Here is a 17,112-nt window from a genome sequence, read left to right as displayed (position 1 = left end):
AACCTGCCCATTACGGCTGAAAAATCCGCCGCCCGCATCCAGACCGGCTTCTGGTTCGTCTTCTACCTGTTCCTGCTCCCCATGGTCGAACTCCACGTCGGCATCGGCTTCTACCGCATCCTGGTCAAATGGGGCTTTGTCGACCGGCCCGGCCGCTGGACCCTCAAGAAAAAGGAAAACCTGCTGACCGCCATCTTCATTGGCATCGGCCTTTTGTCACTGCTGCGTTACTACTTCCTGCCGCTCAAATAAGGGTGTTGCCATGAAAATCATACAGACCGATCTCTTGTGCATCGGCGCAGGACTGGCCGGCGAGCGCGTGGCCATCGAGGCCGCCGATAATGGATTCTCCGTCATCTGCCTGTCCATCGTGCCGGCCAGGCGTTCCCACTCCTCGGCCGCCCAGGGCGGGATGCAGGCGGCCCTTGGCAACTCGGCCATGGGCGAAGGCGACTCCCCGGACGTCCACTTTGCCGACACGGTCAAAGGCTCCGACTGGGGCTGCGACCAGGAAGTGGCCCGCCTGTTCGTCGACGCCGCCCCCATCGCCATGCGCCAGATGGCCTTCTGGGGTGTGCCCTGGAACCGCGTCGTTCCCGGCGAACAGACCTATTACAAGGGTGGCAAACCCTTCACCGCCTTTGAAAAGCCCGAAAACGAGGGGCTCATCCACTCGCGCAACTTCGGCGGCACGGCCAAGTGGCGCACCTGCTACACCTCGGACGGCACCGGCCACTGCGTCCTTTACACCTTGGACAACCGCGCCGCCCAGATGGGCGTCAACGTCGTGGACAAGGTCGAGGCCATTGCCCTTATTCACGACGGCGACGTCTGCATGGGGGCCATTGCCCGGTGCCTTAAAACCGGCGAACTGACCGCCTATCTGGCCCGGGCCACCCTGGTCGCCACCGGCGGCTTCGGCCGCATCTACCGCGAGTCCACCAACGCGGTCATCTGCGACGGCGGCGGCCTGATTGCCGCCCTGGACACCGGCGTGGTGTCCCTGGGCAACATGGAAGCCGTGCAGTTTCACCCCACCGGCATCGTGCCCACCGACATCCTGGTCACCGAAGGCTGTCGCGGCGACGGCGGCACGCTCCTTGATAAAAACGAATACCGTTTCATGCCGGATTACGAGCCGGACAAGGCCGAACTGGCCTCACGCGACGTGGTGTCGCGCCGCATGACCGAGCACATGCGAAAGGGCCTTGGCGTCCCCTCCCCCTACGGCGACCACCTGTGGCTGGACATCCGCCACCTGGGAGAAGCCCACATCCGCACCAAACTGCGCGAGGTCGACGAGATCTGCCAGTCCTTCCTCGGCGTCGATCCGGTCTACCAGCTTATCCCGGTGCGCCCGACGCAGCACTATTCCATGGGCGGCGTGCGCACCAATAAAGACGGCGCGGCCTACGGCTTAAAGGGCCTCTTTTCCGCCGGCGAATCCGCCTGCTGGGACATGCACGGCTTTAACCGCTTAGGCGGCAACTCCCTGGCCGAGACCGTCGTTGCCGGCATGATCATCGGCGGCAAGATCGTCGAGTTCCTCAAAGGAACCGAGACAACCTTCTCCACCGCCGCCGTGCGCGACGCCATGAACAAGCAGACCTCGCGCATCGCCGATCTCGTGGCCTGCAAACACGGCAGTGAAAACCCCTACACCGTGCGAAACGCCATGTTCGACTCCATCATGAAGGGAGCCGGCATCTTCAGAAACGGCCAGGACCTGGAAAAATGCGTCGGCGAACTCCAGGAGATCCTGGGCCGCGCCCGCAAGGTCGGACTCCGCTCCAACGGCAAGGGAGCCAACCCCGAGCTGACCATGGCGCTTAAGATCGAAGGCATGGTCAAACTGGCTCTGTGCGTGGCCTACGGGGCGCTCAAGCGCACCGAATCGCGCGGCGCCCACACCCGCGAGGACTTCCCCGAGCGCAACGACCGCGACTGGCTGACCCGCACCCTGGCCACCTGGGCCGACGGGGCCGATCTGCCCACACTCAACTACGAGCCCGCCACCCACACCTTCGAGATGCCCCCCGGAGACCGCGGCTACGGCGGCGGCAAGATTATTTCAATGGATGCACCGAAGTAGCACTCGCATCGTTGAAAAGAGCCTCCGGCGGCCAGGAGAGGCGCTGCCTCTCCTGGACCTCTCCGCCGGGGGGATGATCCCCCCGGCCCCCCCGCAAGGGGGTTAGGGGCAAAGTGGCGCGACTGTGACGTTGCGAGCGAAAAGGAGAAGAAAATGGGCAGAACGCTGACTTTCAATATATTCCGGTACAATCCGTCCGATCCGGCCTCCACGCCGCATATGGACAAATTCACCCTGGACGAAACCGAGCGCATGACCCTTTTTATCGCGCTCAACCGCATCCGGGAAGAGATCGACCCCACGCTGATGTTTGATTTTTGCTGCCGGGCCGGCATCTGCGGGGCCTGCGCCATGGTCATTAACGGCCGTCCCGGTCTGGCCTGCCACACCAAGACCAAGGAAATGCCGGATGAGATCACCCTCATGCCGCTGCCGGTCTTCAAGCTCGTGGGCGACCTGTCCGTCGATACCGGCGTCTGGTTTCGCACCATGTACCAGAAGATCGAATCCTGGGTGCACACCGACAAGAAGTTCGACCCCACGGCCCAGGAAGAGCGCATGGACAACGGCTTGGCCGAGCAGATCTACGAGCTTGACCGCTGCATCGAGTGCGGCTGCTGCGTGGCCGCCTGCGGCACGGCCCTTATGCGCGAAGACTTCCTCGGAGCCGTGGCCTTAAACCGTCTGGCCCGGTTCATCCTCGACCCCCGCGACCAGCGTACCGAAAAGGAATACTTTGACCTCGTCGGCACCGACGAAGGCATCTTCGGCTGCATGGGACTTTTAGCCTGCGAAGACGTTTGCCCCAAAGAGATTCCGCTTCAGGAACAGCTTGGCAAGCTGCGCCGCAAGATGGCTCTGGCCGCCGTCAAAAACATCCTGCCCAAGTTCCTCAAAAAGGACTTCTAGTATGAAGACAGTGCAAGCCAAGGACATCCGCGAAGCCGTGGCCGCCATGTGCATCGCGGCCAACCGGGAGCTTCCCGCCGATGTGCGCGCCGCCTTCGAGGCGGCCCACGCGGCCGAGGAGGCCCCGGCCGCCAAGGAAATCTTCCGGCAGTTGCTCGAAAACGCCGATCTGGCCCGGGATACCGGACTGCCGCTGTGCCAGGACTGCGGCCTGGGCGTCTTTTTCGTCGAAGTCGGCGAAGACGTGCGGGTCGAGGGCTCGACCCTGCGCCAGGCCATAAACGACGGCATGGTCGACGGCTACAAGGACGGCTATCTCCGCAAATCCTCCTGCGATCCGTTTACCCGGAAAAATACCGGCGACAACTCCCCGGCCATTATCCACTTCGATATCGTGCCCGGCGACAAACTGAAAATCCTCATGATGGCCAAGGGCGGCGGTTCGGAGAACATGTCCCGGGTCACCATGCTCTCCCCGGCCCAGGGCTGGAAGGGCATCAAGGACTTCGTGGTCACCCGCGTGGCCGAAGCCGGCCCCAACCCCTGCCCGCCGACCATCGTCGGCATCGGCATCGGCGGCAACTTCGAGCTGGCCGCCGTCAATTCCAAAAAGGCGCTCATGCGGGAACTCGACGACCGGCACAGCGATCCCGAGATCGCCAAGCTCGAAGACGAACTGATGGCCGCCATCAATGCCCTGGGCATCGGCCCCATGGGCCTTGGCGGCAAAACCACCAGCCTCGCCGTCAAGATCATCGTGGCCCCGTGCCATCTGGCCAGCCTGCCGCTGGCCGTCAATATCCAGTGCCACAGCGCCCGCCACAAGGAGGTCACCTTCTAATGGCCGAATACCATTTGACGACGCCCTTGACCGACGCCGACGTCACCCAGCTCAAGTCCGGCGACGTGGTCTACATCACCGGCAACATCTATACGGCCCGCGATGCCGCCCATAAACGGCTCGTAGAGACCCTTGACGCCGGAAAGGCGCTGCCCTTTGACCTGAAAGGCGCACTGATCTACTATGTCGGGCCTTCTCCCGCCCCTCCGGGACGCCCGATCGGTTCGGCCGGTCCGACCACAAGCTACCGCATGGACACCTATGCGCCGCGCCTGCATTCCCTGGGACTCAAGGGAACCATCGGCAAGGGCAAGCGCAGCGATGAGGTCAAAGCGGCTCTGGCCGAGCACAAGGCCGTGTACCTGGGGGCTACCGGGGGAGCAGGCGCGCTCCTCTCCCAGCGCATCACCGACGCCAAGGTCATCGCCTACGAAGAACTTGGTCCGGAGGCTATTCGGGAGTTGACGGTCAAGGACTTCCCGCTCCTGGTGATCAATGATTGCCACGGCGGGGAGCTGTACGTGAAACCGAACCTCGGCTAAGTCGCGCCAGGCTGGCGCGTAGTGGAGCATCGATGCCAAGCCGAATCCTGCGCAAGCGTAAGCTCATTGTGGGCGCGACCAGTGAACTGGTCATCGAGGCCCCGCATATTGCGGCCAAGGCCAAGCCCGGAAACTTCGTGATCCTTCGGGTCTGGGAAGACGGGGAACGCATTCCCCTGACGATTGCCGACGCCGACCCCGACGCCGGGACCATCACCCTGGTCTATCTGGTCATGGGCAAGACAACCGCCCATCTGGAGACCCTGGATGCCGGCGACGACATCCTGGACCTGTGCGGACCGCTCGGCAAAGCGACCGAAATCCACAAAGTGGACGGACCGGTCATTTGCGTGGGCGGCGGCACCGGGATCGCGGCCATGCACCACATCGCCAAAGGCCATCATCTGGCCGGCAACCATGTGGTGACCATCATCGGCGCGCGCTGCGAGGATTTGCTGCTGTTTCGCGACGAACTGTGCTCCTTTTGCCCCGAGGTGCTCATTGCCACCAACGACGGCAGCTGCGGCCGGCAAGGCCTGGTCACGGACCTGCTCGTCGAACGCCTGACAAACGATAAAACCGTGGCCGAAGTGGTGGCCATCGGCCCGGTCCCCATGATGCGGGCCGTGGCCGAGGCCACCAAACCCTTTGGCGTCAAGACCACGGTCAGCCTCAACTCCATCATGGTCGACGGCATCGGGATGTGCGGCGCCTGTCGCGTCAGTGTGGGCGGCCAGACCCGGTTTGCCTGCGTGGACGGTCCGGAATTCGACGGCCATGCCGTGGATTTCACCGAACTCGCGGCCCGGCTGACGGCTTTCAAGGATCAGGAACGTCTTTCCTACGAGGAGTTCAAGAGCCATGGCTGCAAATGCTCCAAGTAAGAAGGCAAAGGTCCCCCGCACCGCCATGCCCGAGCAGGACCCCAAGGTCCGGGCGCGCAATTTCCAGGAAGTGGCCCTGGGCTACACCGCGGAAATGGCCCGCATCGAAGCCGGGCGCTGCCTGCAATGTAAAAAACCGGCCTGCCGCAAAGGCTGCCCGGTCGAGATCGACATCCCCGGTTTCATCAAACAGATCGTCGGAAATGATCTCGACGAAGCCTATGCCGTGCTGCGCCAGACCAACTCCCTGCCGGCCGTGTGCGGCCGGGTCTGTCCCCAGGAAACCCAGTGCGAGGGGTCCTGCATCGTCGGCAAGAAAGGCGAACCCGTGGCCATCGGCCGGCTGGAACGCTTTGTGGCCGACACCTATCTGGCCAAGACCGCCTGTGAAACCCTGACCGGCGGCCCGGCCTGCTCCATGGCCCGCGACGACCTCAAGGTCGCCTGCATCGGCTCCGGGCCGTCCAGCCTGACCTGTGCCGGCTATCTGGCCGCCAAAGGCATCCCGGTCACCGTGTTCGAGGCCCTGCACGAAGTCGGCGGCGTCCTGGTCTACGGCATCCCGGAATTCCGCCTGCCCAAGGGCGTGGTGCGCCAGGAAATCGAGGCCATGAAGGCCCTGGGTGTGGAATTTCGGCCCAACTGGGTCGGCGGCAAGACCATAACCGTGCCGGAACTGCTGGAGTCGGGCTACAATGCCGTCTTCATCGGCGTCGGAGCCGGCCTGCCGCGCTTCCTCGGCGTCCCCGGCGAAAACCTGATCGGCGTGTTCTCGGCCAACGAGTACCTGACCCGGGTCAACCTGGGCCGGGCCTACAAGTTCCCGGCCACCGACACCCCGACCTTCCCGGCCAAGCACGTCGTGGTCTTCGGCGGCGGCAACGTGGCCATGGACGCCGCCCGCACCGCCATGCGCCTGGGGGCCGACAAGGTGTCCCTGGCCTACCGTCGCACCGAGTATGAGATGCCGTGCCGCCGGGAGGAGCTCCACCACGCCAAGGAAGAGGGGCTCGACATCCTGTGCCTCAATGCCCCGGTGGAATTTATCGGGGATGAGAACGGTCGACTGGCCCGCATCGTGCTGCAACGCATGGAGCTTGGCGAACCCGACGAATCGGGCCGCTGCTCGCCTGTGGCCTGCCAGGGCGACACCTGCACCCTTGAGGCCGACATGGCCATCGTGGCGGTGGGCACCGGAGCCAATCCGCTCATCAGCCAGTCCACGCCGGGCCTGGAAACCTACCGCCGGGGGTACATCGTCGCCGATGCCGCCACCGGCGAGACCTCGATTCCAAACGTCTTTGCCGGCGGCGACATCGTCACCGGCGCAGCCACCGTCATCTCGGCCATGGGCGCGGGACGGCGGGCGGCCAAGGCCATTGCCGACCGCCTGCTCGGACCGGCGGCCGGCCAACCACCGGAAAAAACGGCGGGGCAATCCGCCGGCGCGTAAGCGCATAACCAACCAAGCGAGGTATCCACATGGCGCTTTTCACCAAGGAAGAAGCTCTGAACTATCATTCGACGTGGCGCACGGGCAAACTTGAAGTCGTGCCGATCAAGCCCTGTCGCAACCAGAAAGATCTGTCCTTGGCCTATTCCCCGGGCGTTGCCCATGCCTGCCTGGCCATTGCCGCCGATCCCGAACTTGGCTGGAAATACACCAACCGCAGAAACCTGGTGGCCGTCGTCTCCAACGGCACTGCCGTCCTTGGTCTCGGCAACATCGGCGCTCTGGCCGGCAAGCCGGTCATGGAAGGCAAGGGCGTGCTCTTTAAGATCTTCGCCGACATCGATGTCTACGACATCAACTTGAACACCAAGGACCCCGAGAAGATCATCGAGACGGTGAAGCTCCTCGAGCCCACCTTCGGAGCCATCAACCTCGAAGACATCAAGGCTCCCGAGTGCTTCGAGATCGAACAGCGCCTGATCGAAATGATGGACATCCCGGTCTTCCATGACGACCAGCACGGCACGGCCATCATCTCCGGCGCAGGCATCTTAAACGCCGTGGAGATCGCCGGCAAAAAGATCGAGGATCTCAAGATCGTGGTGTCCGGGGCGGGTGCTGCGGCCATCGCCTGCTCCAAGTTCTACGTGACCCTTGGCGTCGATCAGGCCAACATCGCCATGTTCGACTCCAAAGGCCATATCCACGCCGGCCGCACCGACCTGCATCCCACCAAGGCCCAGTTTGCCCAGAAAAAGGCCTACGCCAACATGGCCGAAGCCTTCAAGGGCGCCGACGTCTTCCTGGGCCTGTCCACCAAGGGCCTGGTCAGCAAGGACATGGTCAAAAGCATGGGCAAAAATCCCATCATCTTCGCCATGGCCAACCCCGATCCCGAGATTCCCTACAACGACGCCAAGGAAGCCCGCCCCGACGCCATCATGGGCACCGGCCGCTCGGATTTCCCCAACCAGGTCAACAACGTCTCCGGCTTCCCCTTCATCTTCCGCGGCGCGCTTGACGTCGGCTCCAAGCGGATCAACGAGCAGATGAAGATGGCCGCCGCCCGGTCCCTGGCCGCCCTGGCCAAGGAACCGGTGCCGGTCGAGGTCATGGACATGTACGGCGAAAAGGACGTGAAGTTCGGCATCGACTACGTCATCCCCAAGGCGCTCGACTTCCGTATGCTCGAATGGGAAGCCCCGGCCGTGGCCAAGGCGGCCATGGACACCGGCGTCGCCACCATCAACCTCGACCTCGAACAGTACAAGAAAGACCTGCGCGTGCGCATTGATGCCTCCCACAAGCGCATCAAGGAATACGTGGCCTCCTACGAATACGACTTCTAGCCCAATCCTGCGGCAAACGGTCAAAGCCCCGGTACGGTTCGCCGTTCCGGGGCTTTGTCGTACATAAAGGCGGGAGGATGCCTCCGGCGGCCGAGGATGTCCCCATGCCCCCTGCAACGGGAGAAGTTTGCAAGAGCGTGGCAGTTCATTGGAATCCAACCCGGGATACGGTTGATGGTGCCGGCGGGTTGCCAGGTCGGATGTACAGGAAGGAAGAAGCCGGCGGTCGGTCCGGTCCGTCAGCCGAGAGCTCCCCGCGCCACGGCCTCGGGAGACAACATCCTGTGGCCGGGAGACACTTGGACATACATATAATTGCATTCTATAAACAATGCCAACACAAACCATATGCATCAGTACCAAATCCTGGCCTACACACTCCCACGACGACACCCGGCTCGTTACTATGTTAAATACTGTTCGTAACAGAAGTCTTTGGCAAACAACAAATCATTGCTTGCCAAAACTACATCGAAACGACATAGAATACGTCCACATCCCCAACACTGTTCCCGGGAGGAATGCCATGACGTTTCGCAACATCATTGTCCTCGTCGCCGCAGCCCTGGTCCTTTGCGCAACGCCGGCCCTGGCCAAGAAAAAAGCCGCTGCCGATCCGACAAGCGGCGATTACGCCAAAGGCGTGCAGGCCGTTAATGACCGTCATTGGAACGACGGCATCGCCCTTTTGACCAAGGTCATCGACAACCCGGCCACACCCAAGGAGCTGGTGCCCCTGGCCCTGACCAACCGTGGCACGGCCTATGCCAACAAGAAGATGCCCACCGAGGCCCTGGCCGACCTCAGCAAGGCCATCGAACTCAATCCCGACTACACGGCCGCCTATTACGACCGCGCCCGCATCCTGGCCATGCAAAACAAGCATGCCGAGGCCATTGCCGATCTGACCAAGGCCATCGAGCACAGCAAGGCTGGCAAACCCCAGGCCGTCTACTACAAGAATCGGGCGCTCAGCTACGGCGCCATGACCAAGCTTGACGAGGCCAAGGCCGATTTTAAAAAGGCCAAGGAACTTGATCCGTCCATCAAGATCCCGGTGCACTACAAGCCCCTGATGGGCCAATAAACGCCCCGCCCCAATGACAAAGGCCCCTTTCGGGGCCTTTGTCATGTCCGGTCCGTGGGCAGCTGCGCCCGCCGCCGGGCAAGGACCCGCTCCAGGGCCTCGGCCAACTCCCGGACATCCACAGGCTTGCTCACATAATCGTCCATGCCGGCAGCCAGGAATTTATCCCGGTCTCCGGCCATGGCATAGGCGGTCATGGCAATGATGGGAATTGCCGCCTTGGACCCCAGAGATGCATCGGCCCGGATGGCCCTGGTGGCGGCCACGCCGTCAAGCACCGGCATCTGCACGTCCATGAGGATGCAATCGTACTCGGCCACCCGCAACCGGGCAATCGCCTTGGCCCCGTTGTCCACCACATCCACGGTGTGCCCGGCTTTTTGCAGCATCCGGGTAAAGCTCATGAGGCTCACGGCATCGTCCTCGGCCAACAACAGGCGCAGCCGCGAAACCTCCCCCTGCCCGGCCGGCTGGGGCGGGCAGTCGGCCGCGGAGCTGTCGGCCACCCGGGCCAGCGGCAGGGAGACATACATGGTGGTGCCGCGGCCCTCGACGCTTTCCACGGCGATTTCCCCGCCCATGAGCCGCACCAGCCGCCGCACGATGGAAAGGCCGAGTCCGGCCCCGCCGAAGCGGCGCACATAGACGCCTTCCACCTGTCCGAAGGGCTCGAAAATGGCGTCGAGCTGATCGTCGGGGATGCCGATGCCGGAATCGGCCACGGTGAAAAGCGCCCGGAAGGCGGCGTCATGGTGTGTGGACGCCAGGCTGATATCCAGGCTCACCCCGCCGGCGTCGGTGAATTTCACGGCGTTCCCCACGAGATTAAAGAGAATCTGGCGCAGGCGCACCTCATCGGCCACCACCTTTTCCGGCAACCCCGGACCAAGGCTGACGGCCAGACTGATGCCCTTTTCCCGGGAAGGCAGGGCAAACAGGTCCATGACCGAGTCGCGCAGATCAGCGGGCGCAAAGGGAGCCTGCCGGATGGCCAGCCGGCCGGATTCCACCAGGGACAGGTCGAGAATGTCGGAGAGCAGGCGGGTCAGGCGTTTGGACGACTTGACGGCGTTTTCCACATACTCGGACTGCTCCAGGTCGAGGTCGGTGGTGACCAGGAGCTGGAGCATCCCGAGCACGCCATTGAGCGGCGTGCGGATTTCATGGCTCATGTTGGCCAGGAATTCGGATTTGGACAGGCTGGCCGCCTCGGCCGCCTTCTTGGCTGCAACCAGCCGCCGGTCGGCCCGCATCCGTTCGATGATCTGGGCGCAGGCTTCAATCATGGGCCGCAGGAAGGCCAGGAGGGGCCGGTCATAGCCGCCCGGGCGATTGGCCAGCCCGATGGAGCCGACGCATTCCCGACCATGCATGAGCGGCAAGCCCACAACATTGTCCAGACCGGAATGGCCCGCAGGCAGCGAATCCGGGGAACCGGAGGCCGCGTCCGGGCTGTTGGCGATGATGGCCTCGCCCAAGGCCATGGCCGAGGCATTGAGGCCGGCGGCAGGTTCAAAGATGCAGGGCTGGACCGTCTCGGCCGGCGGGACGAAACGACCGGCCTCGTCCCGGGAGGCCTCGGCCACGGCCAGACAGTGCTGCGAGAGCCGGCCCCGCTCGTCCTCCAGCAGTTCGGTCACCATGCCGTAGCGGCTGCCGCTCAGGCGCAGCAGTTCGCCAAGGGCGACGCTGAAAATGGCTTGCGCCGGCCGGCCGGCCACGTAGGCTCCATGAATCCGGGCCACGCCTTCACCCAGAAGGGTTTGCCGGTGTTTTTCCTCGGCAGCCCGCATCCGCTCGGTGATATCCCGGGCAAATACCAGGCTGGCCGGTTGTCCCTGGTACTCGAAGGGGACGGCCACGGCCTCAACCGGCACGGCACTGCCGTCCAGGCGCAGGTAGGCAAGCTCGGCTTCGGGCTGGGGCATGCGCCCCTCATTGACGGCGCGGATGCGCTCCCGCACGATTTCCCGCGAATCAGGGTGCATTTGGGCGACAATGTCCCGGCCAAGCAGGGTCTCAGCCGAATCCGCGCCAAAAAGGCGCACCGCTGCCGGGTTGACGGAAACGAACCGGCCGCCGCTTTGGATGATGATGGCGTCCGGGGCGCTATCCACGAGCTGGCGCAGGCGTTGTTCGCTGCGGGTGAGTGCCGCGACGGCCTCGACGCGCTCGGTTGCGTCCTCGAAGATGACCGCGAACTGGTCCTTGGCCAGATACACGGCCGAGACGCGCAGATGCTTGTGCAGGGGGGCAAAAAAGACATCGAAGGACTCGGGAACCCCGGTGGCCACGACGCGTTCGTACACATCCAGGTTGGGAGGCTCGGACAGGCCGTAGAGCTGGCAGACGCTGGCCCCCACGGCCTGTTCCCGGGTGACGCCGAGGATGGCCGTATAGCCCGGGTTGATGTCAATAAGCTGGTAATCGACCGGGTAGCCGTTCGCGCCGTACACCATGGCCAGCAGGCATACACCCTCGCCCATGGACTCAAACAGACCATGGTAGCGGGCCTCACTGGTGGCCAGGGCCGTCTCGGCCCGTTTGCGCTCGGTGATGTCGAGCCCGTAGACATTGGCATACTCGCGATGGGGCACCGGGTGGATGGTGATCTGATAGGTTCGCTCGTTGGCGACGGCCTCGGTCAGGATATTGCTTCTGGTAGCCAGGGCCTTTGCGGCAATGGAGCGCAGGCTTTCCGGGAAAAGGCGGCCCGGACCGCTGCCGAGCGCCTCCAGAAACCCCAGGCTGGCCGGGTTGGTGTAGATGACGGTGAGGTCCGGGGCCAGACGCAGCACCGGATTGGGATTTTCCCCGGGGAAACGGGCCATGTCCCGCAGGGCCTCTTCAGCCTGTTTGCGCTCGGTGATATCCAGGGCGTAGGCCACGCGCGTCACCGGGACGCCGGCGCTGTCGCGCAGCACCGTCACCTCGATGAGCACCGGGAACCGGCTGCCGTCCTTGCGCGTATGCACCGTTTCCACCATGCCGTGGCCGGTGGCGTCAAAGCCGGCGATGGCGGCCACGACCCGCGTCCGCTCCTCCTCGGGGATAAGCGAGAGCAGGGAGCGGCCGGCCAGTTCCCGGGGCTCGTATCCCCGTTGCCGGGCAAAGGCCTGGTTGACCTCGATAAACGTATTGTCTTTCACGCTGACGTGGGCCAGGCCGAACTCGGCGCTCTCGAACACCCGGCTCCAGCGCCGGGCCTGTTCCTCCAGGCGGTTGCGCTCGGTGACGTCGTTGGCCACCTCCAGGACGGACACCGGCCGGCTGGCTGCGTCGCGGTTGAGCACCCAGGAAACGGCCAGATCCACGGTGCGCCCGTTCTTGGCCGTCTTTCGCAACTCCCCGGACCAGTGGCCGTGGCGCAAAAGCTGGTCCATGAGGTTTTCCAGAGGCTCGGGAAACACCGTGCCGAGCAGCTCATAGGAAACGCGCCCCACGGCCTCCTCCCGGCTCCAGCCAAACAGGCGCTCGGACCCGGTGTTCCAGTAGGTGATGCGCCCGTCCAGGTCGCGCACCATGACCGTGGCCAGATCGAGAAGCCGGGCCTTTTCCCGCAATTCCTCGGTGCGACGGGCCACAAGGGCCTCAAGCTCTTCGTTGCCCCGACGCAGCACGGCTTCGGCTTTTTTAAGCGCCGTCACCTCGGAAAAGGTCAGCACCACCCCGTCCACCTCGCCCGTCAGCGAACGGAACGGGTAGGCCCGCATGAGGAACCAGCGGCCGTCAACGCAGCAGATTTCGCGCTCGACGATGCCCCCGCCAGCGAGCACCCGCCGGCAATCCTGGCCAAGCCACCCGGAATCGAAGGTGGTCTTGACCTGCTCCACCGGCCGCCCGGCGTCGCTGGCGATCAGGTGGAAAAGTTCTGTGGACGCCGGGGTGAAACGCACGACGGCCAGGGTGGCGTCCAGCACCACGGTGGCAATATTGGTGGCGGCCAGCAGGTTTTCCACAAAGCTGCGGGCTTTGGCCAATTCCTCGATCTTGTGCTGCAGCTCGGTGTTTAAAAAGGTCAGCTCTTCGTTTAGCGATTGCAGCTCCTCGCGCGAGGCGTCCATTTCCTCGTTGGAGGACTGCAATTCCTCGTTGGTGCTGATGAGTTCCTCATTGGAGGCGCGCAGCTCCTCGGTGAGCGTCTCGTAGCGTTCCACGGACCGCTTGAGCTGATCGCCCATGCGCTCAACCTCGGCCTCGTAGCGGATGACCAGGGCCGTTTCCGCTTCTCCGGGCAGGGCAACCTGGATTCCGGCCGTCTTCTCCGGGGCAATTGGCTCAAAAACCAGGAGAATGAAAGCCGGATGGCCCCAGGCATCGGGCAGGGCCGTCCCCCGCAGCACAACACCCGCGCCCGGCTGATCCGGCAGCGTGACCGGACCGCAGACATGCTCCTGGCCATCGGCCAAAACCGCTTCGAAGACATCGCGCAGACAGGGCCGCAGGGGTTTGCGCACCAGTTTGTGGGCGGAAAGGCTGGGTGCGCCGGAACCCAGTTCCAGATAGGCGTTGGCGTCTCCCACCAGCCGCACCACCCGTCCGGCCAGATCGACCAGCACGGCAGGATGGGCATAGCGGGCCAGCAGCGCTGCTTCAGCCAGCCCCTCGGGATCAGGCTGCGAGAGCTTCGACGTTCCAAAAGCCGCGCTGCCCCCGGGGACCGGCTGGGTGAAAAACCGTGGCGGCGCATCAAACGTGCCGACGGCTGTGGCCTTTCGCCGAAACAACCGCCATTTCTTGTCCACCGTGACGAAAAAGGGCTGGGCCGCGCCAATGGTCTCGGCCGGCCCCAGGAGCAGATACCCGCCCGGACGCAGGGCATGGGCAAAAAGCGACAGCACCCGGGCCTGGATGTCGGGATTGAGATAAATGAGAAAATTGCGGCATACGATCAGGTCCATGCCGAGAAAGGGCGGATCGCGCAGCAGGTTGTGCACGGCAAAGACCATGTTGTCGCGCAGCACCCGGGTCATGGAGCAGCTGTCGGCCGTACACCGGCAAAAGGCTGCCAGCCGCTGCTGGCCGATACTGGCTTCCAGCCGACGGGGATAGACGCCCTTCCTGGCCGTTTCCAGGGCCTTGGCGTCCAGGTCGGTGGCAAAAATCTTGACGGCCCGCTCCTCGCCCCGCTCGTGCAGATGCTCGGCCAGGAGCATGGCCACGCTGTAGGCCTCCTCCCCCGAGGCGCAGCAGGCCACCCAGGTCCGCATCACCTCGCCCGGACCAAGGTTGTCAAAGACAGCCGGGATGGCCTGCTGGGCCAACAGGGCAAAGGCCTCGGGATCACGGAAAAAGGCCGTCACCCCGATCAGCAGGTCGCCGAAAAGCCGGGTGCGTTCGTCAGGATCGACTGCCAGTTTAGCGGCGTACTCGGCCAGACTGGCCGCGCCGGTCAGGAGCATGTGCTTGTGCAGCCGGCGCATCACCGTGCTTGGCTTGTAGCCCCGCATATCGTGGCCGGTATGCTCGAGTAAAAGCGTATAGATGCTGTCCAGGGCGGCGATTTCCCCGGGAGTGGCCGCATCGGGAAAGCGCACGGCCGCGTCCCGGCTCAGGCCCGGCAGGATTTTGACCAGATATGCGCCGATGTCCGCCGCCGGCAGCACCATATCGGCCAGACCGGTTTCGGCCGCGCTGGCAGGCATGGACTCATGAATGGCCGTATCCGGCTGCTGGACCACGACCAGCCCGCCGGCCCCATGGATGTCGCGGATGCCGGCCACGCCGTCGCTGCCGGCCCCGGACAGGATGACGGCCACACTTGACGCCCCCTGGTCCTCGGCCAGGGACGGAGGAACCGGTTGATGGGGCAATGGGGATATTCATCAACCCGCTGGGTCAGGGTCAGCACCCCGGACAGCAGGACGATGTCATAGCCCGTCGGCAGGACATATACGACCCCCGGACGCGGGCGCACGTTCTCGCCCGGCTCGACAATGGGCAACGGTCCGGCGCTGGCCAGCACTTCGGCCAGCCGGCTTTTGCCCGTGGCCGGCAGATGGGTGACCACCACCAGGGCGGCGTTCAAGTCCCGGGGCAAGCCGCCAAGAAGGGCAACAAGCGCCGGCAATCCCCCGGCCGAGGCTCCGACGCCGACGACCGGAAAGCCCAGCCCGCCGCCGTCTTCACTTGGCCCTTTCACGGGTCCGTCCACATCCATGCTGCACTCCCTGGCGGGCCGAGGGACGACGGGCGTCACACGACAAGCGGTCCGGCTCTCTGCAAAAAAATGCTTTTCCCCAGTTGGGAAAGTGAGATCCATATCTAGCATTGCCACGTCTCCGGTGCAACTCCCGGCTTCATAATTCGGGAATCCCTGCCCCGACTCCCGTGGCGGTTGTCCAGACGCCGGGCAGGGGATGCAAAAGAGGCCCTGGCCGGGTCCTGCCCCATCCATGGGACAGGTCCGGCGGCAACGGCTACGGGAAAAATCAGACCGGAAAGGAATAAAAGAGATGCCCGCGACAACGGGCAACCCGATTTGTTGGCAGGCAATGGGATGAATCTGACGGTGCGACCGGCCAGCCCCGGACAATGCGGGTCGCGGGGCCGGCCGACTACATCCGGGTCACGAGGACTGGCACAGCGATGACGAAGCGGAGAAGCGGCGTCTGTTCAATGCCACGCCAAGCATTGTTGCGCCCACAAGCGTCATCCTCTGGCTGGCCTGCTTGAGCACTTCCCATTTCGTGCGGCCGCTTTGCACCGCGATGAGCACACCGTCGAACATGCCGGCCACTGCGTTGGTGTCTGCCCCGCCGACCGAATGGCCATCCATGATGATATAGTCAAACAGTTCGGCATACCGGGACAAGAGCCCTTCCAGGCGCTTGCCCCCCAGCAGGTCGGGCAGCCCGCTGCCGGGGCTGGCCCCGAACGGCAGCAGGAAAAGGTTGGGATACCGGGTGGCCCGGGGCAGGTCGGCTGGGGCGGTGGACGCTTGCAAGCCCTCGCACAGTCCCGGCGAGGCCGCGGTGTGGTAGCGCTCGGCCAGGGCGGCGGCCCGGGGATTACCGTCGATCAGGAGCACCCGGGCCTTGTTGCAGGACAGGCCGTGGGCCAGGGCGATGGCGCAGGTGGTCTTGCCTTCGCCGTTGTAGCAGCTCGTGACGTAGATGCTTTTGACGGGCCGGTCCGAGTAGACGTTTAACAGATTGGCCTGCACCAGGGCCAATTCGCCAAGACTGTCCTGCAGCCGCAACTCGGCATCCTCGGCCAGTCCGGGGACGGCAAAAAGCGTTTTGGGCCCGCCAAGGCCCGTCCGGGCGGTGGCAGCGGCGGCCCGGGGCCGGACGCGACGGCGCAGCCACAGCCAGGAAGCCGCCAAGAAAAGGCCGGCAGCCGCAGCCAGGGCGGCCCAGGGCGAAAAACCGCCTGCAGCCGGGCCGGATTCGCCCGCAGGCGCAGCACCCAGCCCGGCCGCCGTGTCCGTTGCCGCCTCCGGGCGCTCGGAAGCCTTGGCCGGTGCGGCGTCAGGTATGGCCTGGGGCGGCAGTGCCAGCCCGGCCAGAGGCCCGGTGTGGGAGGCCAGGGTTATCTGCGGCAGGGGCCGGGCCTCGGCCACAGAGGGAACCGCACCTTGGACTTCACCGACAGCCGGTTCGGCGAGAACCGATGGAGCAGCGGCCACCTGGGCAGCGGTCGGTGTGCCGGTCGGGGCGGCGCCTGATGCGACAGCGGCGGCCGGGGCCGGCGTCGGCGGGACCGGCGCTTCGGCCGGCGGGCGGCTGGACACCCGGGCCGCCACCCTGCCCCGGCCCACCTGGCCAAGGACCAGGGCTGCCTGGGGGTAGCTGGCCTGCACGCTCGCCAGCACCGGGTGCAGGGCAGCCTCGTTGGCCGCCTCGCCCAGGCGCAGGCACCAGATGCCGTCGAGATGCACAAGCTGCATCAATCCCGACAACTCGCGCGGCAGAACAGCCAGACCCTCCTGCATGGCGGCCATGGCCCGCCCC

9 protein-coding genes and 3 pseudogenes are annotated in these 17,112 nt (G+C 64.5%); 9 read left to right on the top strand and 3 right to left on the bottom strand.

The window, feature by feature from the left end:
- From DVDV_RS17990 to DVDV_RS17950, 9 genes and pseudogenes are all read left to right on the top strand, one after another.
- Positions 1-252, top strand: a pseudogene (locus DVDV_RS17990) (succinate dehydrogenase/fumarate reductase cytochrome b subunit); the annotation flags it as partial.
- Positions 253-262: 10 nt separating this feature from the next.
- Positions 263-2,092, top strand: a complete 1,830-nt coding sequence (locus DVDV_RS17985) for a fumarate reductase flavoprotein subunit (protein WP_075355995.1) — start codon at positions 263-265, stop codon at positions 2,090-2,092.
- 153 nt (positions 2,093-2,245) lie between these two features.
- On the top strand, positions 2,246-3,001 hold the full coding sequence (locus tag DVDV_RS17980; protein WP_075355994.1) for a fumarate reductase iron-sulfur subunit: 756 nt from the start codon (positions 2,246-2,248) through the stop codon (positions 2,999-3,001).
- Between the two features lies 1 nt (position 3,002).
- On the top strand, positions 3,003-3,842 hold the full coding sequence (locus DVDV_RS17975) for a fumarate hydratase (RefSeq protein ID WP_075355993.1): 840 nt from the start codon (positions 3,003-3,005) through the stop codon (positions 3,840-3,842).
- Positions 3,842-4,384: a Fe-S-containing hydro-lyase gene (locus DVDV_RS17970; protein ID WP_075355992.1), complete on the top strand. Its 543-nt coding sequence runs from the start codon at positions 3,842-3,844 to the stop codon at positions 4,382-4,384. Before DVDV_RS17975 ends, DVDV_RS17970 begins: the two co-directional genes overlap by 1 nt.
- A 32-nt stretch (positions 4,385-4,416) precedes the next feature.
- Positions 4,417-5,268: a sulfide/dihydroorotate dehydrogenase-like FAD/NAD-binding protein gene (locus DVDV_RS17965; RefSeq protein WP_075355991.1), complete on the top strand. Its 852-nt coding sequence runs from the start codon at positions 4,417-4,419 to the stop codon at positions 5,266-5,268.
- Positions 5,246-6,721, top strand: a complete 1,476-nt coding sequence (gltA, locus tag DVDV_RS17960; RefSeq protein WP_075355990.1) for an NADPH-dependent glutamate synthase — start codon at positions 5,246-5,248, stop codon at positions 6,719-6,721. The genes DVDV_RS17965 and gltA overlap by 23 nt, the downstream gene beginning before the upstream one ends.
- A 29-nt stretch (positions 6,722-6,750) precedes the next feature.
- Positions 6,751-8,070: a malic enzyme-like NAD(P)-binding protein gene (locus DVDV_RS17955; RefSeq protein ID WP_075355989.1), complete on the top strand. Its 1,320-nt coding sequence runs from the start codon at positions 6,751-6,753 to the stop codon at positions 8,068-8,070.
- Between the two features lie 526 nt (positions 8,071-8,596).
- Positions 8,597-9,157, top strand: coding sequence for a tetratricopeptide repeat protein (locus DVDV_RS17950; RefSeq protein WP_075355988.1), 561 nt, complete (start codon positions 8,597-8,599; stop codon positions 9,155-9,157).
- A gap of 41 nt (positions 9,158-9,198) precedes the next feature.
- On the opposite strand, the gene DVDV_RS23955 is transcribed toward DVDV_RS17950, so the two are convergent.
- The 3 genes and pseudogenes from DVDV_RS23955 to DVDV_RS22825 form a co-directional block, all read right to left on the bottom strand.
- Positions 9,199-12,870 (bottom strand): PAS domain S-box protein, encoded by a 3,672-nt coding sequence (locus DVDV_RS23955; RefSeq protein WP_368482924.1) that lies wholly within the window; start codon positions 12,868-12,870, stop codon positions 9,199-9,201.
- Positions 12,850-15,317, bottom strand: a pseudogene (locus DVDV_RS23950) (chemotaxis protein CheB); the annotation flags it as partial. The pseudogene DVDV_RS23950 and the gene DVDV_RS23955, both read right to left, overlap by 21 nt.
- A gap of 408 nt (positions 15,318-15,725) precedes the next feature.
- Positions 15,726-17,112, bottom strand: a pseudogene (locus tag DVDV_RS22825) (hypothetical protein); the annotation flags it as partial.

The organism is Desulfovibrio sp. DV, from assembly GCF_001936595.1.
Lineage (GTDB): Bacteria > Desulfobacterota > Desulfovibrionia > Desulfovibrionales > Desulfovibrionaceae > Solidesulfovibrio.
Note: the sequence above shows the minus strand (reverse complement) of the source record. Positions and strands in the feature narration are given on the sequence as shown.